Here is a 23,587-nt window from a genome sequence, read left to right as displayed (position 1 = left end):
GTAAGAGCCAATCCGGGGGGAGTGGCCATGACGAGTCAGGTCCGGGGTGTCCAATTGGCCCGGCTCCTCGGTCAGTGGCATGCGCTTCCCGGTCGCCGGCGCAGCCCCGACTACGCCGCCCTGGCCGGTGCCGTACGCGGCCTGCTGGCCGACGGTCGGCTGCCGCTGGGCGTGCGGCTGCCCGCCGAGCGGGAGCTGGCCGAGGCGTTGAAGATCAGCCGGACCACGGTCACGGCCGCGTACCGGGAGCTGCGGGAGAGCGGGCACCTCGCCAGCCGGCGGGGTGCGGGCAGCTGGACGATGCTCCCGGGCACCCACCGGGTGGCGAGCACCGGGCTCTGGACGCCGCTGGACGACCGCGACATGATCGACCTCGGGGTCGCCGCGCTCGCCGCGCCGCCCGAGCTGCTGCCGGCCGCCCGCGCGGCGGCCGAGGACCTGCCCCGCTACCTGGGCGGCGCCGGCTACCACCCGACCGGGATCATCGAGCTGCGCGAGGCGGTGGCCCGCGCGTACACCGACCGGGGCCTGCCCACCTCGCCCGACCAGATCATGGTCACCAACGGCACCCAGCACGCCCTCGACCTGGTGCTCCGGCTGGCCCTCGCCCCCGGCGGCAACGTGCTTGTCGAGGCGCCCAGCTATCCGAACGCGCTGGCCGCGCTGGCCGCCCGCCGGGCCCGGATCACCACCCACGGCCTGGCCGTCGAGGAGCCCGGGTGGGACGCCGACCTGCTGCTCGGCGCCCTCCGGCAGGCCCGGCCCAAGCTGGCGTACCTGATCCCGGACTTCCAGAACCCGACCGGCCACCTGATGCCGGCCGCGCTGCGCGAGCGGGTGGTGGCCACCGCCCACGCCGTCGGCACCGACCTGGTCGTCGACGAGTCCTTCGTGGACCTGCCGCTGGACGGGACGGTGCTGCCCCCGCCCACCGCCAGCTTCGACCGGCACTCCCGGGTGGTCAGCATCGGCGGGATGAGCAAGCCCTTCTGGGGCGGCCTGCGGATCGGCTGGGTGCGCGCCTCCGCCCCGCAGGTGCAGCGGCTCGCCGCCGCTCGGGTCGGCGTCGACATGGCCAGCCCGGTCCTGGACCAGCTGGTCGCGGTCCATTTGCTCGCCGACGCGCCGGCCATCGTCGCCGCGCGCCAGGCCCAGCTCACCGCCCAGCGCGACGCCCTGCTGGCGGCGCTCGCGCAGCGCCTGCCCGAGTGGCGGGTCACCGTCCCGCACGGCGGGGTGACCCTCTGGGCCGAACTCGACGGGCCGATCTCCAGCGCGCTGGCCCGGGCCGCCGAGGAGGTCGGCGTACGCCTGGCGCCCGGTCCCCGGTTCGGCCTGGACGGCACGTTGGAGCGCTTCCTGCGGCTGCCGTTCACCCTGCCGGCCGCCGACCTGGCCGAGGCAGTCGGCCGCATCGCCGCCGTCCGGTACGACCTGGACCGGGGCGGCCGGTCGCAGTGGCGGGAACCGGCGGTCATCGCCTGACGACGGGTCGGCGTGCCGGCCGGAAGTGGCGGCGCCGTCGGTCAATCGCGCCTACGCGGCGCCCGTGGGCTGGGAGACTGCGCAGGTGGGGGATGCGCGGGAGGTGCGGTGGCCGCGCGGGATCCTGCCGAACGCCCCCGGCTCCCGCACCACCCGCCTGGAGCTCTTCTACGACCTCGTCTTCGTCTTCGCCTTCCTCAACGTGACCACGGTGACGGCCGGCAGCCTGGACGCCCGCGGGCTGATCCGGTTCCTCGTGGTGCTGGCCCTGCTCTGGTGGTGCTGGAGCAGCTTCGCGGCGCTGGGCAACGTCGTCCGCACCGATCAGGGGCTGACGCCGCTTGTCGGGTTCGCGCTCTCCGCCGCCGTCTTCGTGCTCGCGCTGAGCCTGCCGAAGGCGTTCGTCGACCGCCCCGGCGGGCTGCCCGGCCCGGTGGTCTTCGCCGTCTGCTACTTCCTGGTCCGCGCGACCCAGGTGTCGGTCTTCCTCTGGGCCGTACGCTCCGACCGGGAGGTGCGTCGGCGGATGCCCGTGCTGGCCCTGCCGTTCCTGCTGGCGACGGGCTTCATCCTGACCGCCGCGCTGGTGCCGCAGCGGCTGCTCGACGACGGCGCCGAGTCGGCCGTTCGGCTGGCGTTGTGGGTCGCCGCGCTCGGCGTCGAGTACGGTTCCGGCCTGGCCCAGCACCGCGCGGGCTGGACGGTGCTCTCGGCGGGCCACTGGGCGGAACGGCACGCGCTGATCATCATGGTGGCGCTCGGCGAGTCGATCATCGCGCTCGGGCTCGGGCCCGGTCCCTTCACCGCGCTGCCGCTGACCTGGCCCGTGATCGTCGGGGCGCTGCTCGGCATCGCGGTGGTCGCGGCGCTGTGGTGGGCGTACTTCGACACCCTCGCCCTGGCCATGGAGCAGGTGCTGCACCGCACCAGGGAGCCCCGCACCCGTGCCGGGCTGGCCCGGGACGTGTACACGTACCTGCATCTGCCGCTGATCACGGGCGTGATCCTGTTCGCGCTTGGCCTCAAGGGGCTGATCCACGAGGGTGCCGACCCGGCGACCCCGAGCTGGGGGGTGCCGCTGCCCAGCTTCGACCTGCTGGCCCTCTTCGGCGGGGTCGCGCTCTACCTGCTCACGTTGATCCTGCTCGGCAGCCGGATGCTGGGCGCGGCGCGCTGGCCGACGATCTGCGGGGTCGTGCTGCTCGTCGCGCTGACCCCGGTGGCCGCGCAGGTGCCGGAGCTGGTTGCCCTGGCCATGCTGGCGGTGGCCGCCGTGCTGACGGTCGCGGTGCAGACGGTCGTCGACGCCCCACGGCGGCGGCGCGTGCGGCAGGTGGCGCTGGAGGAGCAGCTCGCCTCCGAGGCCGAGCAGACGCGGTGGCGGGGCGACCACCTGTGAGCCGGCGCTCCGCCCGCCCGACGTCGGCGACCCCGTGCGGAACGTGGGGCCGCCGACGTCGCGGGCTCAGAGCTCGGCCAGCGTGCCCGCGTACATCTTCTCGATCTCGCCGGCGAAGTTGCTCTCCACGCCGCGGCGCTTGATCTTGAGCGACGGGGTGATCTCGCCGTCCTCGATGGTCAGGTCGCGCGGGAGGATGGCGACCTTCTTGATCGTCTCCCAGCGGTTGAGCTTGGCGTTGAGCTCGGCGACGTAACCCTCGACCATGGCCTTCGCCTCCGGCGAGGTGACGATCTCGGTGTAGTCGCGGCCCTCCAGGGGGGTGCCGGCGGCCCAGCCCTTGATCGCCTCCGGGTCCAGCGTGACCAGCATCGTGCAGTAGTTGCGGGCCTGGCCGATCACCACCGCCTGCGAGGTGTACGGGCAGGTCGCCTTGAACATCCCCTCGATGTGCGAGGGCGCGATGTACTTGCCACCGGAGGTCTTGACCAGGTCCTTCTTCCGGTCGGTGATCCTCAGGTAGCCGTCGGAGTCCAGGGTGCCGATGTCACCGGTGCGGAAGAAACCGTCCTCGGTGAACGCGGCCGCGGTCTCCTCGGGCAGGTTGTGGTAGCCGCGCATCACCGGCCGGCCGCGCACCAGGATCTCGCCGTCGGTGTCGATCCGGCACTCCAGGTCGCCCATCGCCTTGCCGACGGTGCCGATCCGCAGCCCGTCCGGCGGGTTGACGAAGTTGCCGGCGCTGGTCTCGGTGAGGCCGTAGCCCTCGGAGATCGGCAGGTTCGCCGCGGCGAAGAAGGTGGCGATCTCCGGGCTGAGCGGGGCGGCGCCGGAGACGAGGACCCGGATCCGGCCACCGAGGCGGGCCTGGAGCTTGCTGAACACCAGCTTCTCGGCCACCGTGTACTTCAGCTTCAGCCCCGTCGGGAGCGGCCGGCCGGCCTGCTCCAGGGCGACCTTCTCCTTGCCGACCCGGACGCCCCAGCCGAAGATCTTCGCCTTCGCGCCGCCGCCGGCCTGCGCGGTGGTCACCGCCTTGTTGTAGACCTTCTCGAAGACCCGGGGCGCGCCGCACATCAGCGTCGGCCGGATCACCGAGAGCAGCTCGACCAGCTTGTCGACCCGGCCGTCGACGTACGTCGGCAGGCCCACGTGGATCGCGCCGCAGAGCAGGGTCTTGCCGAACGAGTGGGACAGCGGGAGCCAGAGGTACTGCAGGTCGTCGTCGCGGAGCAGCCCCACCTCGACCTGCGCCACGCCCTCCCAGCACCAGCCGCCGTGCAGCAGCTCGACGCCCTTCGGGCGCCCGGTGGTGCCGGAGGTGTAGATCAGCGTGGCCAGGTGCTCGGGACCGATCCCGGCGACCAGCATGTCGATCAGGTCGGGCTCGGCGGCCAGCGCGCGGGCGCCCTGCTCCTCCAGCTCGGCGAGGGTGAGCTGGGGGACGGCGGCGGCCGGGTCGGCGGCGCCGTCGAAGAGCACGACGTGGGTGAGCGCCGGCAGGTTCGCGCCGGCGATCTTGGCGGCCTGTGCCGGGTTCTCGGCGAACAGCACCCGCGAGCCGGAGTCGGCGATGATGTAGGTCGCGTCGTCGGGCTCCGTGGTGGGGTAGACGGTGGTGGTCGCGCCGCCGGCGCACATGATGCCGAGGTCGGCGATCACCCAGTCGAGCCGGGTGTTCGCCAGGATCGCGACCGGATCCTCCAGGCCGACACCGAGGCCGTGCAGCCCGGCGGCGACCGCCTTGGCGCGACGGGCCATCTGTTCCCAGGTCAGCCAGACCGGCCCGGAGTCGTCGGGGGCCGGGTGGGCGAAGGCGTCGCGGTCGGGGGACGCCGCCACGCGCTTGAGGAACATGTCGGGGATGGAACGGTACGGTACATCGAGAGCCATCGCTGTAGCCGCCTTCGGGGGTGGAGACGTGACCACGGTCACGTCGGCGTTCGTTACCGAAGGGTATTGCCTGCGCCCGGGGATCGGCTAGTTCTGTGGATCACGGCTGGGCCACGTCTCGGAGGATGGACGCCCCGCTCAGGCGTACCGGGCCGCCGCCAGCGACCAGTCGTAGGTGGCCCGGATCCAGTTGCGCCGGGCGGTGAGGGCCGGCCGTAGGCCGTCGTCGCCGGTGGCGAGCAGCGCCGCCTCCGTCGCCAGGTACGCCGAGAGGCCCTCGTTGAACCGGTCGGCCGCCGCCCGCAGGGCCGACGACTGGTCGCCGCCCGCCCGCCCCGCGGCGATCACCGCGACCAGGTTGTGCACGTCCGGCTGCGCGAGGTGCTCCTTGCCGTACGAGAAGACGTCGTTGCACCAGCAGACCAGGTCGGCGGCGAGCAGGTCGAGCGCGACCAGCGACGGCTCGGCGCGCTGGCTCGCGCCCGGCAGCGCCCCGGCGGCCAGCTCCGTGAGGGTGAAGCTGGGGTGGACCCCTCCGGTGTGCCGGCGCATCTGCACGTACTCGGCCAGCCCCGGCGCCCGCCCGTGCTCGCGGTTCGCCGCCTCCCAGAGCAGCGCCAGCAGGTACTCCCGCACCTCGCCGACGAAGCGCAGCAGCGCCACGGGCCCGCCGGCGGCGTGGGCCCGCCGGCACAGCTCGCCCAGCGCCTCGCCGAGCGGCCCGGCCACGGTCGCGGTCGCCGCAGCGTCGGTCCGTCCCCCGTGGCCGTCCAGCACGTCCAGCAGGGCGGCGACGGTCGGCGCCAGCCGGGTGGGGGAGTCGCCGAGGCCGTCCTCGTCGCAGGCGTCGTCCATCACGAACAGCCAGGAGATCAGGTCGGTGAGCAGCCGCAGCCCCTCCACCGGGCCCTCCGGGCAGGCCCGCCCGGCCAGCCCGGCGGCGTCGGCCCGGCGCAGCCGGTGCAGCCGGGGCCCGTCGCCGATCAGCCCGTGGCCGAGCGCCCACTCGATGCTCTCCCGCGCCACCCGTGCGGTGGCGTCGTGCCGGCGCGCGGGAAAGGGGGGTTCCCGTAGCGCCGAGATCGCGAAGGTCCGCACGGTGCCCCCCTGTCGCGCCGCCCCGCAGCGGGACGGCGCGGGACAGCGTACGGGAGCAGAAATCGGTGGCGGTCGCTGACCCGGTCGCCCCTCCGGAGCGGGCTGCGGCTGTCCGCCTGCGGGGCGTCACATGCCCAGGTCGGCGCCCCGGAGTCGCTCGGCCGGTGCCGCCGGTCCGTCGATCTGCACCCGGGAGATCCGCTGCCGGCCGCTGAGGAACAGGACCAGCTCGCCCGGCGCCCCCACCACCCGCACGGGTTCGCCGCCCCGACCGACGGAGAGCTCCCCGTAGCCGGGCGCCTGGACGAAGACGTCCGCCGGGAACCGGCGCAGCGCCAGCCGGGCCAGCCCGGTGCACCGCTTCCAGAGCGCCGCGTTCAGCCCCGCCCCCAGGTCGCGGGGGAGCCAGCCCGGGCTGGCGCGGCGCACGTCCTCGTGGTGGATGAAGAACTCCAGCGTGTTGGCCAGCTCGTCGGTGAGCGGGTTGCTGACCGGGCTCCACACCGGCGGCCGGCGCACCTCTTCGAGGAGGCGTGGCCAGGGGCGCGCGGCGACGCGCAGGCGCACCCGTTCGGCGTAGCCCCGCAGCGGCGGGAGCAGGATGCCGCCGGCGGCGTCGGGCCGGCGTTCGCGCAGCACCAGGTGGGCGGCGAGGTCGCGGGTGGTCCATCCCTCGTTGACCGTCGGCGCGTCCGGTCCGAGCGTCTGCATCAGGTCGACGAGCGCCTCGCGCTCCGTTCGGGCGTACCGCGGCATGCCCCGATCGTAGGCGCGCCCGGCCCACTCGGCGCGCCGAGCGGGCCGGGCGGCCGTGACGGTGGACATAGCGGTCCGGGGCGGCGGAGCTGGCTCGGAGCGGTAAGGATGAGGAGGATAGGTGCGGCTTACGGCAGGGGAGAGCGTGGCGAGCAGGACAAGTCGGGACGTGCTGGTGCGGGGGCTGGCCGTCCTCGGGCGGGCGATCCGGGAGCAGCCGCGCATCTTCGCGGTCGCGGTGAGCGGCAGCGTGCTCTTCGGCGCAATGACTGTGGCCAGCGCCTACGTGGTGGGTGCCGTGGTCGGCGACGTGGTGGTGCCGGCGATCGAGCGTGGCGAGGTCGGGGTCGGCGGGCTGGCCCTGGCGGCCGTCGCGCTGTTCGGCATCAGCGTGCTGCGGGTGGCCGGCATCTTCGGCCGCCGGCTCGGCGCGGGTTACATGCAGTACCGCCTCCAGGCCGCCTACCGCCGCCGGGTCACCCGCCGCTACCTGGAGCTGCCGCTGTCGTGGCACCACCGCAACGCCACCGGCACGCTGCTGTCCAACGCCAACTCCGACGTCGAGGCCGCCTGGTACCCGATCGCCCCGCTGCCGTTCGCGGTCGGCACCCTGGTGATGCTGGTCGGCGCGGTGACGTCGCTCTTCGCCACCGACTGGGCGCTGGCCCTGGTCGGCGTCGCGGTCTTCCCGGCGCTCTTCGCGCTCAACGTCGCCTACTCCCGCCGGATGGCCCCCCGCCAGGCCCGGGCCCAGCGGCTGCGCGCCGAGGTCAGCGGCATCGCGCACGAGAGCTTCGACGGCGCCCTGGTCGTCAAGACGATGGGCCGGGAGGCGCAGGAGACCCACCGGTTCGCCGCCCGCGCGGGCGAGCTGCGCGACTCGCTGGTGGCGGTGGGGCGGCTGCGCGGCGTCTTCGACCCGCTGCTGGAGGCCCTGCCCAGCCTCGGCACCCTCGCCGTGCTGGTGGTCGGCGCGATCCGGCTGCAACAGGGCGCGATCAGCGTCGCCGAGCTGATCAGCGTCGCCTTCCTCTTCACGGTGCTGGCGTTCCCCGTCCGGGCCATCGGCTGGGTGCTGGCCGAGCTGCCGCGCAGCGTCGCCGGCTGGGACCGGGTCCGCCGGGTGCTCGACGCGACCGGCGAGATGGCGTACGGCGACACGGCGCTCGACGTGACGGACCCCCGCCCGGCCACCCTCGCGTTCGCGGGCGTCCGGTTCGGCTACGAGCCCGCCGAGGCGCACCTGCCCGGCACCGAGGTGCTCGGCGAGGTCTCCTTCACCGTGCCCGCCGGGAAGACCGTCGCCCTGGTAGGGCCGACCGGCTCCGGCAAGTCGACGATCGCCGCGCTGGCCGTGCGGCTGGTTGACCCGCTGGCCGGCACGGTGTGCGTGGACGGGGTGGACGTCCGCCGGCTCACCGCCGCCTCGCTGGCGGGCACCGCCGCGCTGGTCGCCCAGGTGCCGTTCGTCTTCGACGACACGGTGCGGGCCAACGTCACGCTGGACCGGCCGGGCATCGGCGACGACGACGTCTGGGCCGCGCTGCGGCTGGCCGAGGCGGACGGCTTCGTCGCGGCCCTGCCCGACGGCCTCGACACGAAGGTCGGCGAGCGGGGCACCTCGCTCTCCGGCGGCCAGCGCCAGCGGCTCACCCTGGCCCGCGCGCTCGCCGGCCGGCCCCGCCTGCTGGTCCTCGACGACGCGACCAGCGCCGTCGACCCGCGGGTGGAGGCGGCCATCCTGGCCGGGCTGCGCTCCTCGGCGGGGCAGGCCGGGGCGCCGGCCGCGTCGATCCTGGTGGTCGCCTACCGGCGGGCCACCATCGCGTTGGCCGACGAGGTGGTCTACCTGGAACAGGGCCGGGTGCTCGCCCGCGGCCCGCACGCCGAGCTGCTGGCCACTGTGCCGGGCTACGCCGACCTGGTCACCGCCTACGAGCAGGCCGAGGTCGACCACGCGAAGGACGAGACGTACGACGAGGTCGCCCCGCTGACGTCGGGCCTGGAAATCGAGGTGGACCGGTGAGCGCGAGGAGTGCAGCGCAGCGGAGCCCCGCAGTCGCGAACGAAAGGCCAGTACGGTGACCACTGCCACGGACACGGCACGGAAGGCCGAGGCCGAGGCCGCCGACGTTCCGGAGACGCCCGAGACGACGTGGCAGACGCTGCGCCGCGGTCTGGCGCTCTCCCCGGAGCTGCGGGTCGGCCTGGCCGGCACGCTCGGCCTGGCCCTGGTCTACATGGTCGGCCGGGCGGCCGTCCCGGTGGCGGTGCAGCAGGGCATCGACAACGGCATCGTCGGCGGCCTGGACCTGGGCGTGGTCTGGACGGTGGTCGCCGCCACCGCCGCGGTGCTCGTGGTGACCACGATCTGCGGCTACCTGATGATGCGCCGGCTCTTCACGGTCAGCGAGACCGCGCTGGCCAACGTGCGGATCCGGGCGTTCCGGCACGTGCACGACCTGTCGATGCTGCACCAGCAGTCGGAGCGGCGCGGCTCGCTGGTCTCCCGGGTGACCAGCGACGTCGACCAGATCACCCAGTTCCTCCAGTGGGGCGGCGTGATCCTGGTGATCAACCTCGGTCAGCTGGCGGTCACCACGCTCGTCATGTTCGCGTACTCCTGGCAGCTGACCCTGGTGGTCTTCGCCGCCTTCCTGCCCGCCGTGTTCGTGATCCGGCTGCTCCAGCGCCGCCTCGCCGGGGCGTACGGGGTGGTCCGGCAGCGTACGGGGACGCTCCTCGGCGCGATCGGGGAGAGCGTGGTCGGCGCGCCGGTGATCCGGGCCTACGGGATCGCCGGCCGGACGGCCCGCCGGCTCGACGAGGCGATCGACGGCCAGCGCCGGGCCCAGCAGCGGGCGATCAGGATCAGCATCATGGGCAGCTCGGTCGGGGAGCTGGCGGCCGGCCTGGCGCTGGCCGGCGTGGTGGTGCTCGGGGTGACCCTCGGCGCCGACCGCACCCTGAGCATCGGCGAGGTGACCGCCTTCCTCTTCCTGGTCACGCTCTTCATCCAGCCGGTGCAGATCGCCACCGAGGTGCTCAACGAGGCGCAGAACGCCATCGCCGGCTGGCGCCGGGTGCTGGACGTGCTGGACGTCGAGCCGGACGTCGCCGACCCGGGCGAGCAGGGCCGCGAGCTGCCGTCCGGCCCGCTGGACATCCGCTTCGCGGGGGTGCGCTTCGCGTACCCCGGGGGTCCGCCCGTGCTGCACGACGTCAGCCTGGAGATCCCGGCGAAGAGCCGGGTGGCGGTGGTGGGCGAGACGGGCAGCGGCAAGACCACCTTCGCCAAGCTGCTCACCCGCCTGATGGACCCGACCGCCGGCCAGGTGCTGCTCTCGGGCGTGCCGCTGGAGCGGGTCCGCTTCGGCTCGCTGCGCTCGCGGGTGGTGATGGTGCCACAGGACGGCTTCCTCTTCGACGCCACGGTGGCGGAGAACGTCCGCTTCGCCCGCCCGGAGCTGACCGACGCGCAGCTCTCGGCGGCCTTCACCGAGCTGGGGCTGGCGGACTGGCTGGACGGGCTCCCGTCGGGCCTGCACACGCCGGTGGGGGAGCGTGGCGAGGCGCTGAGCGTGGGGGAGCGGCAGCTGGTGGCGTTGGCCCGCGCGTACGTGGCCGACCCGGATCTGCTGGTGCTGGACGAGGCGACCAGCGCGGTCGACCCGGCGACGGAGGTGCGGCTGCAACGCACCCTGGACGCGGTGACCCGGGGGCGCACCACCCTCGCGATCGCGCACCGGCTCTCCACGGCGCAGGCCGCCGACGAGGTGATCGTGGTGGACAAGGGCCGGATCGTGCAGCGCGGTCCGCACGACGAGCTGGTCCGCGACCCGGAGTCGGTCTACGGCCTGCTCTACGCCTCCTGGCTGGAGCAGACCCGCTGAGCAGGCCCGCCGGGCCGGCCCGCTGAGCAGATCCGGCGCGGGCGTCGGGCCGCTGCGGCGCGCGGCCCGGCGTTGTGCCGGGCCGCGCGGTGGTCAGCGGGAGTAGAACTCCACCACCAGCTGCTCGTCGCAGATCACCGGCACCTCGTGCCGGGCGGGCTCGCGCAGCAACGTGGCCCGCAACTCGGCCAGCTCCACCGACAGGTACGGCTGGCCGGGTCCCTCGGTGGCGTTGGCGCCCGCGGCGGCGAGCTGGAACGGCACGGTCGTGCGGCTGCGTTCGCGGACGGCCACCACCTGGCCCGGACGCAGCCGGTACGACGGCCGGTCGACCTTGCGCCCGTCGACGGTGAAGTGGCCGTGCGCGACGAGCTGCCGGGCCTGGTAGATGCTGCGGGTCAGGCCGGCCCGGTGCACCACCGCGTCGAGCCGTCGCTCCAGGAGCGCGACCAGGCTCTCGCCGGTCTTGCCCGCGCTCCGGGCGGCCTCGTCGAAGGCGCGCCGTAGCTGGGTCTCGCTGACGTTGTACTGGTGGCGTAGGCGCTGCTTCTCCAGTAGCCGCACCTGGTAGTCCGAGGTCTTGCGGCGCTGCCGGCCGTGCACTCCGGGCGGGAAGGGGCGCCGCTCGAAGTACCGCACGCACTTGCGGGTGAGGGGGATGCCGAGGGCGCGGGAGAGGCGGGCCTTGGGCCTGGGTTGGTTCACGCTGGACGTCTCCGATCCGGTGCTCTAGTCTCCGAGTTAGGTAAGGCTAACCTACGAAGGAGTCGTTCATGCGGCCCAGCCCGGCGGAGATCGTCCGCACCCTCGTCGCGGGCCGGCTGCCCGGCATCGCCCACGTCGCGCACCGGCCCGGCCCGCACCAGGTCCGGCACGTGACCGACCCGGACGGCCGGGTGCTGCTGCTCGTGCCGGTCGTCAGCGACCTCGCCGCCGCGCTGCGCCCCGCCGACGGCGACTCCGACGTCGCGCTGGTGCTGGACGTGCTGGACCTGCCGCCCGCCGCCGGCGCGCCGAGCCTCGGCCGGGCCTGGGTCTCCGGCTGGGCGGCCCGGCTGGACGGCGACGAGGAGCGCCGCGCCGCGCTGGACTTCGCGGCCGTGGAGCCGGCCGGTGACCTGCTCGATGTCGGCACCCGGTTCCGGCTGCACCGCTTCGAGGTGGTCGAGGCCCGCTGGGAACGCGGCGACACCGTCCGCCGGATCGACCCCGAGGCGTACGCCGAGGCGGAGCCCGACCCGCTGCACGCCGTCGAGGCCGAGCTCCTGGCCGACCTCGCCGACCACCACGCCGCCGAGGTGGCCGGGTACCTGCGCCGCCAGCTCGGCCTCGCCGACGGCGGCACCGACACCGCGCCCCGGGTGGTCCGGATCGACCGGTACGGCCTGCTGGTCGCCCACGGCCGACCCGGTGCCCGCCGGCGCGTCCGGCTGGCGTTCCCGCGTCCGCTGGACTGCCAGGCGGAGCTGACCCGGCTCCTGCATCCGCTGGTCTGCCGGCACGCCCCGTCCCGGCACGCCGACCACGCCTGACCGGGCGCCGCCGCCCCGGCCGTCAGGTCAGCCGGCGAAGACCTCGGCGAGGTCGCCCGTCAGGTAGCGCTGCACGGTGGGGCCGACCGCCGCGACGAGGGTCTCCGGGGCGGCCGAGGCGACCGGTTCCAGCCGGACCACGTGCCGCATCATGGCCAGCCCGATCAGCTGGCTGGCCACCAGCGAGCCGCGCAGCGGCAGCTCGGCCGGGTCGACGTCGAGCTGGTCGAGGATCCTGCGCAGCACCTGGGTGACCAGGAACTCCCGCAGCAGCCGGGCGGTCCACTCGTTGCTCACCGCCGAGCGCAGCAGGGCCACGCCAGCGGTGCCGGCCGGGGAGTCCCAGACGCCGAGGAAGGTGCGCACCAGCCGCTCCCCGAGACCCGCGCGGTCGCCCGCGAGCACCCTCGGCAGCAGCTCGGCCGGGTCGACCGGCGCGTGCATCGCGGCCAGGAAGAGCCGGTCCTTGCTGCCGAAGTAGTGGTGCACCAGCGCCGGGTCCACCTGCGCGGCGGCGGCGACGGCCCTGATCGAGGCCCCGTCGAAGCCCCGCTCGGCGAAGGCGGCGCGGGCCGCGTCGAGGATGGCCTGCCGGGTGTCCGGGTTGCCGGGTCGTCGTCCGGTCCGCCGCGCCATCGTCGCCCTTCGCTCCCACCGTCGTCCCGCCGCCGCCGGCCGCGTCGCGCCCCGCCGGCCGGGCGGCGGCTCAGCCGCTGCGCCGCCGGAGGGTGGCCGCGGCGAGCACCAGCGCCAGCGCCGCCGCACCGGCGACCACTGCCACGTCCCGCCACATCGTGCCGGTCGGCTCCGCGTGGGCGCCGACCTCCTGGAGCGCCTCGACGGCGTACGACAGGGGCAGCACGTCGCTGACCGCCTGCAACCAGCCCGCCATCTCGCCCCGGGGCACGAAGAGCCCGCAGAGCAGCAACTGGGGCACGACCACGACCGGCATGAACTGTACGGCCTGGAACTCGGTGCGGGCGAAGGCGCTGCAGAACAGCCCGAGCGCGACGGCGAGCACGGCGTTCAGCGCGGCGACCAGCACCACCAGCCCGCTGTGCCCGGCGGTGTCCAGCCCGAAGACGCCGTACGCGACCACGGACGCGACGGCCGCCTGGACCACCGCGGCCAGCCCGAACGCGATGCCGTAGCCGAAGAGCAGGTCGAGCTTGCCCAGCGGGGTGGTGAGCAGCCGCTCCAGCGTGCCCGTGGTGCGCTCGCGCAGCATCGCGATGCTGGTCACCAGGAACATGATCACGAAGGGGAAGAAGCCGAGCATCACCAGGGCGACCCGGTCGAAGGTCGACGGCTGCCCCGGCGGGGCGGGCTGGTCGACGTACATGGCGTGGACCAGGGCGAGCAGCACCGACGGGACCACCAGCAGCAGCGCCACGGTGCGCCGGTCGTGCCGCAGTTGGCGCAGGATGCGGCCGGTGGTGGCAGCCAGGATCCGGGGGTTCACGACGCCTCCCGTCCGGCGGCGCCCGCCCTGATCAACCGCAGGAACGCCTCGTCCAGGTCGTCGGTGCCGGCGGCGGCGCGGACCGCGTCGGGGATGTCGTCGGCGATCAGCCGCCCCTCGCGGATCAGCAGCAGCCGGTCGCAGCGGGCCGCCTCGTCCATGACGTGGCTGGAGACCAACAGGGTGGCGCCGGCGGCGGCCATGGCGTGGAACCGGGCCCACAGGTCGGCCCGCAGCACCGGGTCCTGGCCGACGGTCGGTTCGTCGAGGACGAGCAGTTCCGGCTCCCCGACCAGGGCGCAGGCCAGCGACGCCCGGCTGCGCTGCCCGCCGGAGAGGGTGCCAACCAGTTGGCCGGCGGCCGACCCGAGCCCGACGTCGGCGACCGCCCGGTCGGCTTCGGCCCGCCCCCGGCCGTGCAGGGCGGCGAAGTAGCGCGCGTTCTCGCGCACCGTCAGGTCGGCGTAGACGCTGGGCGCCTGGGTGAGGTAGCCGACCCGGCGGCGCAGCTCCGGCGACCCGGCGGGGCGCCCCAGCACGGTCACCGAGCCGGCGCCGAGCACCTGCACGCCGACCACCGCCCGCAGCAGCGTGGTCTTGCCGCTGCCGCTCGGGCCGAGCAGCCCGGTGACCGAACCGCGCGGCACGTCCGCGCTGATGCCGTGCAGCACCCGCCGCCCGCCCCGTTCGACGACCAGGTCGCGTACGGCGATCGCCTCGTCCACCGGCGCCTCCCGGAGAAACTCATCATCCGTTGAACTCGACGCTAACGGAGACGCCCGGCGGGCCGCAACGGTCGACCCCGGTCCACCCGCACGGACCCCGGAGCGGCGGGCGGATCGGTCGGGCATTAGCCTTCGGACCCGGACAGCGGGTCCGCCAACGGGCATCAGGCGCGGCATCGGGCATTGCGCCCTGATCGGACGTACGGCACGATGGCGCCGTGGGTCACGCTGCGTCACCGGACGAGAGGTTCCTCGGCGAATGGGCGGCCCGGTTGCGGGCCGGAGCCGAGCAGCCCGTGGTGGGCATCATGCTGCGCGGCAGCCACGCCCGGCGGGCCGCCACCGCGCACAGCGACGTCGACGTCGACGTGCTGCTCGACGGCGCCCCGTACGCTGCCCGCCGGGCGTTCCTGGCCGAGCACGGGGGCCGGCTGACCCACGTGTCGGTGGCCGCCCGCGACGTGAACTCCTGGCTGACCCGCCTCGGCGAGCCCGCCGACTGGGCGTTCGGGCTGCCCGTGACGGCGCCGGCCCGACTGCTGTGGGCGGACCCGCACTGGCGGCCCCGGATCGACCTGCCGGTGCTCTGCCATCCCGCCGGCGAGCCGCAGCTGGAGGAGCTGATCGCGACGCTCGGTAAGGTGGCCGGCGCGCGGGACGCCGACGACCACCTCGGCGTCCGGCTGGCCGCCGCCGATCTGGCCCGGCTCTGCCCGTCCGTGCTGCGGCTGGCCAACCCCACGGTCCGGGTGACGTCCCGGCGGGCGGCGTTCTCCGCCGCCCTCGACCTGCCGGTGGCGCCCCCGCACTACCGGGAGGACCTGCTGCTCTGCCTCGGCCTGCGGCCCGGCTCCGTCGGCCAGCTCTGCGCCGCCGCGGCCCGCCTCGTCACCGGCGTCCTGCCGCTGGTCCGCCCGTACGCCGCCGAGGTCGCGCGGGCCGCCGGCGCGGACCTGGCCGACGCTCTGACCGACGGCCGGCTGGACCGCTACGTCGACCAGCTCACCCGGCCCGCCCACCGGCCGCCGCGGCCCCGGCGGGAGCCGTCACCCGTGCCCGCCCCGCGTGCGGGACAATGGGTCACTGTGCCCGTACCTGACGCGCCCGTGACCGGCGCCCACCCCAGTCCGCAGGAGCCCGCGGCCGACGGCGCGGTCCGTCCGTCCCGGCTCGACCCGGCCATCGCCGCCCGGCTACGCCGCACCCCCGACGGGCTGGTGGCCGCCGTGGTCCGCCAGCACGACTCGGGTGAGGTGCTGATGGTCGCCTGGATGGACGACGAGGCGCTGCACCGCACCCTGACCACCGGCCGGGCCACCTACTGGTCGCGCAGCCGCCGGGAGTACTGGGTCAAGGGCGCCACCTCCGGGCACCACCAGCACGTCCGCGCGGTGGCCCTGGACTGCGACGGCGACGCGCTGCTGGTCGACGTCGACCAGGTCGGCGCGGCCTGCCACACGGGGCACCGCAGCTGCTTCTTCACCGAGCTGCCGGTCGGCGGGGACGGGGCGGGCGCCCGGTGAGCACGCAGCGCGTCACGCCCGGCGGCTCCCGCACCGACGGCGCGGTCAGCCCCGACCCGGCCACCTTCGCCGAGCTGGCCGCCCGTTGGCGGGTCGTGCCGGTCACCCGCCGGCTGCTCGCCGACGCGGAGACCCCCGTCGGCGTCTACCGCAAGCTCGCCGGCGGCCCGGGGACGTTCCTGCTGGAGTCGGCCGAGCAGGGCGTCGGCTCGGCCGGCCTGGCCTGGTCGCGCTATTCGTTCATCGGCGTACGCAGCAGCGCCACGCTGACCGAGCGGGACGGCGCCGCGGTGTGGACGGGCCACCCACCGGCCGGGCTGCCCACCTCCGGTGACCCGGTCCAGGTGCTGCGCGAGACCGTCGAGGCGCTCGCCGGCCCGGCGTTCGACGCGGCCAGCGGCATGCCCCCGCTGACCGGCGGCATGGTCGGCTACCTGGGCTACGAGCTGATCCGGCGCTTCGAACGGCTGCCCGAGCTGACCGAGGACGACCTGGGCGTGCCCGAGCTGGGCATGATGCTCGCCACCGACCTGGTGGTGCTCGACCACTACGACGGCTCGGCGATCCTCGTCGCCAACGCCATCCTGCCGCCGCTGGAGGAGCTGGACCGGGATGCCCAGGTCACGGCGGCCTACCACCACGCGGTCGGGCGGCTCGACGCGATGACCACCGCGCTGTCCCGGCCGATCCCGCCGATGGTCTCGACCGTCGGGCGGCCCCCGGCCGGCGAGGTGCGCAGCCGTACGCCCGAGGGCGGCTACCCGAAGGCCGTCGAGGCGGCCAAGGAGGCGATCCGGGCCGGCGAGTGCTTCCAGATCGTGCTGGCCCAGCGGTTCGAGCGGGACACGCACGCCGACCCGCTGGACGTCTACCGCGTGCTGCGCACGACGAACCCCAGCCCGTACATGTACCTGCTGCGCTTCGACGGCTTCGACATCGTCGGGTCCTCGCCGGAGGCGCACCTGAAGGTGACCGGCGACGCCGAGGGGCGGCAGCGGGCGCTGCTGCACCCGATCGCCGGCACCCGGCCGCGCGGCGGCACCCCCGAGGCCGACGCCCGCCTCGCCGCGGAGCTGCTCGCCGACCCGAAGGAGCGCGCCGAGCACGTGATGCTCGTCGACCTGGGGCGCAACGACCTGGGCCGGGTCTGCCGCCCGGGCACGGTGGAGGTGCCGGAGTTCGCCACCATCGAGCGCTACAGCCACGTCATGCACATCGTCTCGACCGTGGTCGGCACGCTGCGCGAGGACCGCACGGCCTTCGACGCGCTGGCCGCGACCTTCCCCGCCGGCACCCTCTCCGGCGCGCCCAAGGTGCGGGCCATGGAGATCATCGAGGAGCTGGAACCGGTCCGGCGCGGCATCTACGGCGGCACCGTGGGCTACTTCGGCTTCGGCGGCGACCTGGACATGGCGATCGCGATCCGCACCGCGCTGATGCGCGACGGCCGGGCGTACGTGCAGGCCGGGGCGGGGGTGGTGGCCGACTCCGACCCGGCCGCCGAGGACCAGGAGACCCGGAACAAGGCCGCCGCCGTGCTCGCCGCCATCGCCGCCGCCGAGACCCTGCGGCCCGCCCGATGACGGCCGCCGAGCCGGGGACGACTCCGGCCACCGATGCGGGCGGGGGCGCGCGGCCCGGCACGCAGCGGCGCGAGCTGACGTACGCCGTGCTGCTCTGCGTGGCCGGCGCGGGCCTGGCGCTGTGGGCGTCGACCCGCACCTGGGCGGTCGAGCTGACCGCCCGGCCCACCCCGCTGCCGCCGGTACGCGACGCCCGCACGGGCGCTGGCCTGCTGCCCTGGCTGCCGGCGCTGGCCCTGGTGGGGCTGGCCGGCGGCGGGGCCGTGCTCGCCACCCGGGGACGGGCGCGGCGGCTGCTGGGTGGGCTGCTGTGCGTGCTCGGCGCGGCCGTGGCGGCCGGCGGCGGCTACGGCCTGGTCGCGGCGTTCGACGGCGAGGTCGCCCGGCAGTGGCCGGCCCTCTGCCTGCTCGGCGGGGTGCTCGCCACGGCGGGCGGGCTGCTGACGGCGCTGCGGGGGCGGCGCTGGCCGGCGATGGGCGCCCGCTACGAGCGGCGGCCCGCGGGTGACGCGGCGCCGGCCGCCCGGGGCGAGGGCGACCGGGTCACCGGCCGGCACACCACCGAGGCGTGGGACGCGCTGGACCGGGGCGAGGATCCGACGGTCAGCTGACCGGCTGGTGCTCGCGGGCGGCGGCCCGGGCCGCCGCCAACTCCGCCACCAGGCGGTCCAGCTCGGCCCGCTGCTCGGCCCGGGCCCGGTCGGCGCAGACGGCCTCCCAGGCGTTGCCCCGCGCGGTCCGCATGCGGGCCTCGCCCACCACGGCGCGCTCGAGGGTGTGTACCACGCCGACGGCGAGCGATGCGACCGTGCGCGAGACGGTCGTCAGTCCGATGGGCTGGTGCGGCTCGACAGTGCTCATGATCACCCCGCGAGGATCGTTGGTGACGGTGGGGCAGGCGCGTCATCGAGTCTGCCCGAGGACGATGCTGGCTGGTTCACGTTTCGCCGTGGTGACCGACACGTCAACACTGCTCGCAGGGCCGCCACCAGGCAAAGGGCCGTTCGACCTTGAGGTAGGTCACACCATCGACCGGCGTCCCCGGCGGTCGGCGGACCGGGCGGCCGACCGCGCCCTCAGATAGGATCACGTCGATGACCCGGGGGGCGGAGGCGGGAATGTCGGGTGTCGTTCGTCGCGGGGTGCGGTCGCCCTGCGTGACATTCCGTTCACCAGAGGTCGGCCATTATGCCCCAGCCCATCTCGTGAGGCACGCCATACCCCCGGCGGCCGTCGCCAGGTGGCGCCCCCTAGCATCGGCCCATGACACCCGGAGAGGGGAGTCCGTTGGTGACTGCTGAGCATGCGCACGCGGAGGGGGACGACGCCGGTACGGCAGCGTCCGTAGGCGTGCTCGACGAGATCCTGGCCGGCGTGCGCGAGGACGTCGCCCGACGCCAGGAGCAGGTTCCGCTGGAGCGGATCCGCGAACTGGCCGCCGCCGCGCCGCCGCCGCTGGACGCGTACGCGGCCCTGCGCAAGCCGGGCGTCGCGGTGATCGCCGAGGTGAAGCGCTCGTCGCCGTCCAAGGGGCGGCTGGCCGAGATCGCCGACCCGGCCGACCTGGCCGGCGACTACGCCGCCGGCGGGGCGCGGGCGATCAGCGTGCTCACCGAGGGGCGCTGGTTCGGCGGCTCGCTCGACGACCTGGCCGCCGTCCGCGCCGCCGTCCGCATCCCGGTGCTGCGCAAGGACTTCGTCGTCTCCAGCTACCAGGTGCACGAGGCCCGCGCGCACGGTGCCGACCTGGTGCTGCTGATCGTCGCCGCGCTGGAGCAGAACGCCCTCGTCGGCCTGCTGGAGCGGATCGAGTCGCTGGGCATGACCGCGCTGGTCGAGGTCCACGACGAGGAGGAGGCCGACCGCGCCCTGGAGGCCGGCGCCCAGGTCATCGGGGTCAACGCCCGCAACCTGCGTACCCTGGAGGTCGACCGCTCGGTGTTCGAGCGGATCGCGCCCGGCCTGCCCAGCAGCGTCGTCAAGATCGCGGAGTCGGGGGTGCGCGGCCCGCACGACCTCATCCGGTACGCCTCGGCGGGCGCCGACGCGGTCCTGGTCGGCGAGGGCCTGGTCACCCAGAAGAGCCCCCGCGAGGCGGTGGCCGAGCTGGTCAACGCCGGCAACCACCCGGCCACGCCCCGCCCGGTGCGCTGACCCCGCGCCGGTTCGTCAGCACCGAGAGGACAAGCTCATGAGCGCCGACGTGACGGCCGCCGCGGCCGGTCCGCTGCCCGACCCCGCCGGTCACTTCGGCCGGTTCGGCGGCCGGTTCGTACCGGAGGCGCTGGTCGCGGCGCTCGACGAGCTGGACGCGGCGCACCGCGCGGCGATGGCCGACGAGTCGTTCCGGGCCGAGTTCGGCGCCCTGCTGCGCGACTACGCCGGCACCCCCTCGCTGCTCTACGCGGCCCAGCGGTTCTCCGCCAAGCTGGGCGCGCGGGTGCTGCTCAAGCGGGAGGACCTCAACCACACGGGGGCGCACAAGGTGCGCAACGTGCTCGGCCAGGCCCTGCTGACCAGGCGGATGGGCAAGCGCCGGGTGATCGCGGAGACCGGGGCCGGCCAGCACGGCGTCGCCACCGCCACCGCCGCCGCCCTGTTCGACCTCGACTGCGTGGTCTACATGGGGCAGGTCGACACCGAGCGGCAGGCGCTCAACGTGGCCCGGATGCGGATGCTCGGCGCCACCGTCGTCCCCGTCACCAACGGCTCGCGCACCCTCAAGGACGCGATGAACGAGGCGATGCGCGACTGGGTCGCCAACGTCGACGACACCCACTACCTGATCGGCACCGCCGCCGGGCCGCACCCCTTCCCGGCCATGGTCCGCGACTTCGTCCGGGGCATCGGCGACGAGGCGCGCCAGCAGTGCCTCGACCTCACCGGCGCGCTGCCGGACGCGGTCACCGCCTGCGTCGGCGGCGGCTCCAACGCGCTGGGCATCTTCCACGCCTTCGTCGGCGACCCCGACGTGCGGCTCTACGGCTTCGAGGCCGGCGGCGACGGGGTGGAGACCGGCCGGCACGCGGCCAGCATCACCGGCGGGTCCGCCGGGGTGCTGCACGGCACCCGGACGTACGTGCTCCAGGACGCCGACGGGCAGACGTGCGAGTCGCACTCGATCTCCGCCGGGCTGGACTACCCGGGCGTCGGGCCGGAGCACGCCTGGCTGCACGACAGCGGCCGGGCGACGTACCTGCCGGTCACCGACGAGGAGGCGATGGCCGCGTTCGAGCTGCTCTGCCGCACCGAGGGCATCATCCCGGCGATCGAGAGCGCGCACGCGCTCGCCGGCACCCTCAAGGTCGCGCCGAAGCTGGCCGCGGAGCTGGGCCGGGAGCCGACGATCGTGGTCAACCTCTCCGGGCGGGGCGACAAGGACGTGCACACCGCCGGCGACTACTTCGGCATCCTCGACAAGGAGCAGTGAGAACGTGAGCCGGATCGGGGTGGCCTTCGACAAGGCCCGCGCCGACGGGCGGGCCGTGCTGGTCGGCTGCATGCCGGCCGGCTTCCCGACCGTCGAGGGCAGCATCGCCGCGATGACCGCGATGGTCGAGGCAGGCGTCGACGTCATCGAGGTGGAGATCCCGTACTCCGATCCGGTGATGGACGGTCCGGTGATCCAGAAGGCCAGCGACATCGCCCTCGCAGGCGGCGTACGCACCCGCGACACGCTGCGCGTGATCGAGGCCGTCGCGGCCACCGGGGCGCCCGTGGTCACCATGACCTACTGGAACCCGGTCGAGCGCTACGGCGTCGACGCCTTCGCCCGGGACCTCGCCTCGGCCGGGGGCACCGGGCTGGTCACCCCGGACCTGATCCCGGAGGAGGCCGGCGAGTGGCTCGCCGCCTCGGACGCGTACGGGCTGGACCGCACGTTCCTGGTCTCGCCGTCCTCGACCGACGCGCGGCTGGCGATGACCGTCGGGCACTGCCGGGGCTTCGTCTACGCCACCGCGATCATGGGTGTCACCGGCGCCCGGGCGAAGACCTCCGACGCGGCCCCGATCCTGGTCTCCCGCACGCGGGAGGTCACCGACCTGCCGGTCGGCGTCGGGCTGGGCGTCGGCACGGGCGCGCAGGCCGGCACGGTCGCCGGCTACGCCGACGGCGTCATCGTCGGCAGCGCGCTGATCCGCTGCCTGCTCGACGCGCCCGACGAGGCGTCCGGGCTGGCCGCCCTGCGCGCGCTGAGCGCGGAACTCGCCGAGGGCGTCCGCAACCCGACCCGCTGACCCCGACCGCCCCTGCCGCCCGCCCGCTCGCCCCCGGCCAGTGGTGCGCTGCCCGGCCTCCTGTCCCGCCCCGGTGAGTGGTGCGCTGCCCGGCCTCCCGGCCCGCACCGGGGCGGGTGCTGCGCTGCCCGGCCTCCTGGCCCGCACCGGTCAGTGGTGCGGTGCCCGGTCGGCCGGCGGGGTGCTCCGCTGCCCCGGTGGGTGGCCCGCCGTCGGCGCCGGGGTGCCCGGGGCGGTGTCCCGCAGCACGCCGGAGCGGCCAGCCAGGGCGTCGGTGAGCGCCGCCCGGGTGGTCGGGGTGAGTGCCTCGGGCAGCGCCGAGGGGTGGTGCCAGGACGGCCGGCAGCCGCCCACCGGGTCGCCGGCCGGCCCCGACCCCCGCGTACGCGCCCGGAAGACGTGCACCAGGACGTCGGGCAGCGGCCCGGCTCGCCCGGCCGCCGGGGCCGAACCGACCCGCGCCGCCGGCGACGCCCCGTGCCGCCCGGCGAGGTGGTAGAGGCCGACCAGGTCGACGACCTCGACCTCCCACCCCGTCTCGGCCCGGATGTCGCGCGTGACCGCGTGCACGGGGCTCTCGGCCGGGCGCAGCCGCCCACCGGGCAGCCCGTGGCGCTCGCCCCGGCCCTGCCGGCACAGCAGCACCCGGCCGGCGTCGTCGGTGACGACCGCGGCGACCGCCCAGGTGAGCGCGCTCATGGACAAAGAGCCTACGGCGGCGCAAACCAGAAGTCACCGGGACCGGCGGACGGTGGACCGGGGTGCCGCCGGAGGGGGCCACGGCGGTAGCGTGTGCACCCGTGACTCTCGCCTCGCTGACTCCCCAGGCGGCCCTGCCCAGCCCCAGCACCGCCGTCTGGCAGCTCGGACCGGTGCCGATCCGGGCGTACGCGCTGTGCATCATCGTCGGCATCGTGGTGGCCTGCTGGGTCACCGAGCGGCGGCTGCGCCAGCGCGGCGTCGCCCCCGGTGCGGTCCTCGACATCGCCGTCTGGGCGGTGCCGGCCGGCATCGTCGGCGCCCGCATCTACCACGTGATCACCTCTCCGGAGAAGTACTTCGGCACCGGCGGCGACCCGATGAAGGCGTTCGCCATCTGGGAGGGCGGTCTCGGCATCTGGGGCGCGGTGGCCGGCGGGGCCGTCGGCGCGTGGTTCGCGGCCCGGCAGCTCGGCATCCCGTTCGGGGTGGTCGCCGACGCGCTGGCCCCCGGCCTGCCGCTGGCCCAGGCGATCGGCCGGCTCGGCAACTGGTTCAACAACGAGCTCTACGGCGGCCGGACCACCCTGCCCTGGGGGCTGGAGATCCACCGGATGGACCCGGACAACCCGGGCCACGCGCTGCGCGACGACGCCGGCGAGCCGATCCTCGAACCGGGCCTCTACCACCCGACGTTCGCCTACGAGCTGCTGTGGAACGTCGGCGTGGCCGCGCTCGTCCTCGTCCTCGACCGCAAGCTGCGCCTCGGCCGGGGACGGGCGTTCGCGCTCTACGTCATGGGCTACACGGCCGGGCGGTTCTGGATCGAGCTGATGCGCACCGACGAGGCGAACACCATCCTCGGCGTACGCCTGAACGTCTGGACCGCCGGCCTGGTCTTCCTCGGCGCCCTCGCCTACTTCGTGCGGGTGCGCGGCCCCCGGGAGTACGTCATCCCCATCGGCGCCGCCGCGACCGCGGAGCCGGCCGTCGGCTCCGACGTCTCGCAGGTCGACCTGTCCGCGCAGGAGGCCGGCGCCCGGCCGGCGGCCCCGCAGGGCTACCGGGTGGTGAGCGAGGAGCAGTACCGGCACTGGCAGGAGACCGGCGAGACGCCGGCCCAGCCGGACGCTGAGGCCCCGTCCGACGGGCCGTCAAGCACGCCGGACACCGACGACGCCCTGCCCACCCGGTCGACCGCCGCCGGGGACGACGGCCCGCCCGCCGGGGAGACCCCGCAGGACCGGGCCGGGGCCACGGGCACCCGGCCCGCCGAGCGCGACAGCTGAGGAGGAGCACCC

At 75.2% G+C, this 23,587-nt stretch carries 21 protein-coding genes and 1 pseudogene; 13 read left to right on the top strand and 9 right to left on the bottom strand.

The features are described from left to right. Window positions 1-27: 27 nt before the first annotated feature. Window positions 28-1,485, top strand: coding sequence for a PLP-dependent aminotransferase family protein (locus tag ACN27A_RS10725; protein WP_421452056.1), 1,458 nt, complete (start codon window positions 28-30; stop codon window positions 1,483-1,485). 64 nt (window positions 1,486-1,549) lie between these two features. Next, on the top strand, window positions 1,550-2,884 hold the full coding sequence (locus tag ACN27A_RS10720; protein ID WP_421452054.1) for a low temperature requirement protein A: 1,335 nt from the start codon (window positions 1,550-1,552) through the stop codon (window positions 2,882-2,884). Between the two features lie 66 nt (window positions 2,885-2,950). On the opposite strand, the gene ACN27A_RS10715 is transcribed toward ACN27A_RS10720, so the two are convergent. From ACN27A_RS10715 to ACN27A_RS10705, 3 genes are all read right to left on the bottom strand, one after another. Continuing rightward, window positions 2,951-4,777, bottom strand: a complete 1,827-nt coding sequence (locus ACN27A_RS10715) for an AMP-dependent synthetase/ligase (RefSeq protein WP_421452051.1) — start codon at window positions 4,775-4,777, stop codon at window positions 2,951-2,953. Window positions 4,778-4,915: 138 nt separating this feature from the next. Further along, window positions 4,916-5,875, bottom strand: coding sequence for a terpene synthase family protein (locus ACN27A_RS10710; RefSeq protein WP_421452048.1), 960 nt, complete (start codon window positions 5,873-5,875; stop codon window positions 4,916-4,918). A gap of 126 nt (window positions 5,876-6,001) precedes the next feature. Beyond that, window positions 6,002-6,631 carry a TIGR03085 family metal-binding protein gene (locus ACN27A_RS10705; protein ID WP_421452047.1) on the bottom strand — a complete coding sequence of 210 codons (630 nt, stop codon included), beginning with the start codon at window positions 6,629-6,631 and terminating at the stop codon, window positions 6,002-6,004. 145 nt (window positions 6,632-6,776) lie between these two features. Between ACN27A_RS10705 and ACN27A_RS10700 the strand changes: the two genes are divergently transcribed. Continuing rightward, on the top strand, window positions 6,777-8,657 hold the full coding sequence (locus tag ACN27A_RS10700) for an ABC transporter ATP-binding protein (RefSeq protein ID WP_421458432.1): 1,881 nt from the start codon (window positions 6,777-6,779) through the stop codon (window positions 8,655-8,657). A 139-nt stretch (window positions 8,658-8,796) separates the two neighbouring features. Beyond that, window positions 8,797-10,524, top strand: a complete 1,728-nt coding sequence (locus ACN27A_RS10695) for an ABC transporter ATP-binding protein (protein ID WP_421458431.1) — start codon at window positions 8,797-8,799, stop codon at window positions 10,522-10,524. Between the two features lie 93 nt (window positions 10,525-10,617). Here ACN27A_RS10695 and rpsD read toward each other — a convergent pair whose 3' ends face one another. After that, window positions 10,618-11,229 (bottom strand): 30S ribosomal protein S4, encoded by a 612-nt coding sequence (gene rpsD / locus ACN27A_RS10690; RefSeq protein ID WP_421452044.1) that lies wholly within the window; start codon window positions 11,227-11,229, stop codon window positions 10,618-10,620. A 68-nt stretch (window positions 11,230-11,297) separates the two neighbouring features. Between rpsD and ACN27A_RS10685 the strand changes: the two genes are divergently transcribed. Then, the gene (locus tag ACN27A_RS10685; RefSeq protein ID WP_421452041.1) at window positions 11,298-12,056 is read left to right on the top strand and encodes a DUF2470 domain-containing protein; all 759 of its coding nucleotides are present in this window, start codon (window positions 11,298-11,300) and stop codon (window positions 12,054-12,056) included. A 27-nt stretch (window positions 12,057-12,083) separates the two neighbouring features. Here the strand turns inward: ACN27A_RS10685 and ACN27A_RS10680 are convergent, their stop codons facing one another. From ACN27A_RS10680 to ACN27A_RS10670, 3 genes are all read right to left on the bottom strand, one after another. Continuing rightward, window positions 12,084-12,692 (bottom strand): TetR family transcriptional regulator, encoded by a 609-nt coding sequence (locus ACN27A_RS10680; protein ID WP_421452038.1) that lies wholly within the window; start codon window positions 12,690-12,692, stop codon window positions 12,084-12,086. A gap of 70 nt (window positions 12,693-12,762) precedes the next feature. Next, a complete protein-coding gene (locus tag ACN27A_RS10675) occupies window positions 12,763-13,518 on the bottom strand; it encodes an ABC transporter permease (protein ID WP_421452035.1) in 756 nt (251 codons plus the stop codon). Next, complete coding sequence (locus ACN27A_RS10670) at window positions 13,515-14,243, bottom strand: ABC transporter ATP-binding protein (protein ID WP_421452032.1); 729 nt, start codon at window positions 14,241-14,243, stop codon at window positions 13,515-13,517. The genes ACN27A_RS10675 and ACN27A_RS10670 overlap by 4 nt, the downstream gene beginning before the upstream one ends. A gap of 308 nt (window positions 14,244-14,551) precedes the next feature. Between ACN27A_RS10670 and ACN27A_RS10665 the strand changes: the two are divergent. The 4 genes and pseudogenes from ACN27A_RS10665 to ACN27A_RS10650 all read left to right on the top strand — a co-directional run. Continuing rightward, a pseudogene (locus ACN27A_RS10665) lies at window positions 14,552-15,148 on the top strand (phosphoribosyl-AMP cyclohydrolase); the annotation flags it as partial. Between the two features lie 180 nt (window positions 15,149-15,328). Beyond that, window positions 15,329-15,766 carry a phosphoribosyl-AMP cyclohydrolase gene (hisI, locus tag ACN27A_RS10660; RefSeq protein ID WP_421458430.1) on the top strand — a complete coding sequence of 146 codons (438 nt, stop codon included), beginning with the start codon at window positions 15,329-15,331 and terminating at the stop codon, window positions 15,764-15,766. Then, window positions 15,763-17,349 carry an anthranilate synthase component I gene (locus tag ACN27A_RS10655; protein ID WP_421452030.1) on the top strand — a complete coding sequence of 529 codons (1,587 nt, stop codon included), beginning with the start codon at window positions 15,763-15,765 and terminating at the stop codon, window positions 17,347-17,349. Before hisI ends, ACN27A_RS10655 begins: the two co-directional genes overlap by 4 nt. Beyond that, window positions 17,346-17,960: a Trp biosynthesis-associated membrane protein gene (locus tag ACN27A_RS10650; protein WP_421452027.1), complete on the top strand. Its 615-nt coding sequence runs from the start codon at window positions 17,346-17,348 to the stop codon at window positions 17,958-17,960. Before ACN27A_RS10655 ends, ACN27A_RS10650 begins: the two co-directional genes overlap by 4 nt. Here the strand turns inward: ACN27A_RS10650 and ACN27A_RS10645 are convergent. After that, window positions 17,953-18,210, bottom strand: a complete 258-nt coding sequence (locus ACN27A_RS10645; protein ID WP_151454286.1) for a hypothetical protein — start codon at window positions 18,208-18,210, stop codon at window positions 17,953-17,955. The two genes, ACN27A_RS10650 and ACN27A_RS10645, sit on opposite strands and share 8 nt — an antisense overlap. Before the next feature lie 489 nt (window positions 18,211-18,699). Here ACN27A_RS10645 and trpC point away from each other — a divergent pair, with 489 nt between their 5' ends. From trpC to trpA, 3 genes are read left to right on the top strand one after another with little or no spacing between them, the layout of a single operon-like run. Continuing rightward, window positions 18,700-19,503 (top strand): indole-3-glycerol phosphate synthase TrpC, encoded by an 804-nt coding sequence (trpC, locus tag ACN27A_RS10640; RefSeq protein ID WP_192581374.1) that lies wholly within the window; start codon window positions 18,700-18,702, stop codon window positions 19,501-19,503. 37 nt (window positions 19,504-19,540) lie between these two features. Further along, window positions 19,541-20,779 carry a tryptophan synthase subunit beta gene (gene trpB / locus ACN27A_RS10635; RefSeq protein ID WP_421452024.1) on the top strand — a complete coding sequence of 413 codons (1,239 nt, stop codon included), beginning with the start codon at window positions 19,541-19,543 and terminating at the stop codon, window positions 20,777-20,779. A gap of 4 nt (window positions 20,780-20,783) precedes the next feature. Further along, window positions 20,784-21,587, top strand: a complete 804-nt coding sequence (trpA, locus tag ACN27A_RS10630) for a tryptophan synthase subunit alpha (protein ID WP_421452021.1) — start codon at window positions 20,784-20,786, stop codon at window positions 21,585-21,587. Between the two features lie 150 nt (window positions 21,588-21,737). Here trpA and ACN27A_RS10625 read toward each other — a convergent pair whose 3' ends face one another. After that, window positions 21,738-22,286: an NUDIX hydrolase gene (locus ACN27A_RS10625; protein WP_421452018.1), complete on the bottom strand. Its 549-nt coding sequence runs from the start codon at window positions 22,284-22,286 to the stop codon at window positions 21,738-21,740. A 101-nt stretch (window positions 22,287-22,387) separates the two neighbouring features. Here ACN27A_RS10625 and lgt point away from each other — a divergent pair, with 101 nt between their 5' ends. Then, window positions 22,388-23,575: a prolipoprotein diacylglyceryl transferase gene (gene lgt, locus ACN27A_RS10620; protein WP_421452016.1), complete on the top strand. Its 1,188-nt coding sequence runs from the start codon at window positions 22,388-22,390 to the stop codon at window positions 23,573-23,575. Window positions 23,576-23,587: the final 12 nt, after the last annotated feature.

Source organism: Micromonospora sp. WMMD737 (assembly GCF_049179055.1).
GTDB classification, from domain to species: Bacteria; Actinomycetota; Actinomycetes; order Mycobacteriales; family Micromonosporaceae; genus Micromonospora; species Micromonospora reichwaldensis.
This window is presented reverse-complemented; position numbering and strand designations above follow the sequence as displayed.

Coding starts and splice junctions, on each gene's coding strand:
- ACN27A_RS10725 (WP_421452056.1), top strand. CDS start 28: ATGACGAGTCAGGTCCGGGGTGTCCAATTGGCCCGGCTCCTCGGTCAG.
- ACN27A_RS10715 (WP_421452051.1), bottom strand. CDS start 4,777: ATGGCTCTCGATGTACCGTACCGTTCCATCCCCGACATGTTCCTCAAG.
- ACN27A_RS10705 (WP_421452047.1), bottom strand. CDS start 6,631: ATGCCGCGGTACGCCCGAACGGAGCGCGAGGCGCTCGTCGACCTGATG.
- ACN27A_RS10685 (WP_421452041.1), top strand. CDS start 11,298: ATGCGGCCCAGCCCGGCGGAGATCGTCCGCACCCTCGTCGCGGGCCGG.
- ACN27A_RS10680 (WP_421452038.1), bottom strand. CDS start 12,692: ATGGCGCGGCGGACCGGACGACGACCCGGCAACCCGGACACCCGGCAG.
- ACN27A_RS10650 (WP_421452027.1), top strand. CDS start 17,346: ATGACGGCCGCCGAGCCGGGGACGACTCCGGCCACCGATGCGGGCGGG.
- ACN27A_RS10645 (WP_151454286.1), bottom strand. CDS start 18,210: ATGAGCACTGTCGAGCCGCACCAGCCCATCGGACTGACGACCGTCTCG.
- trpB (WP_421452024.1), top strand. CDS start 19,541: ATGAGCGCCGACGTGACGGCCGCCGCGGCCGGTCCGCTGCCCGACCCC.
- ACN27A_RS10625 (WP_421452018.1), bottom strand. CDS start 22,286: ATGAGCGCGCTCACCTGGGCGGTCGCCGCGGTCGTCACCGACGACGCC.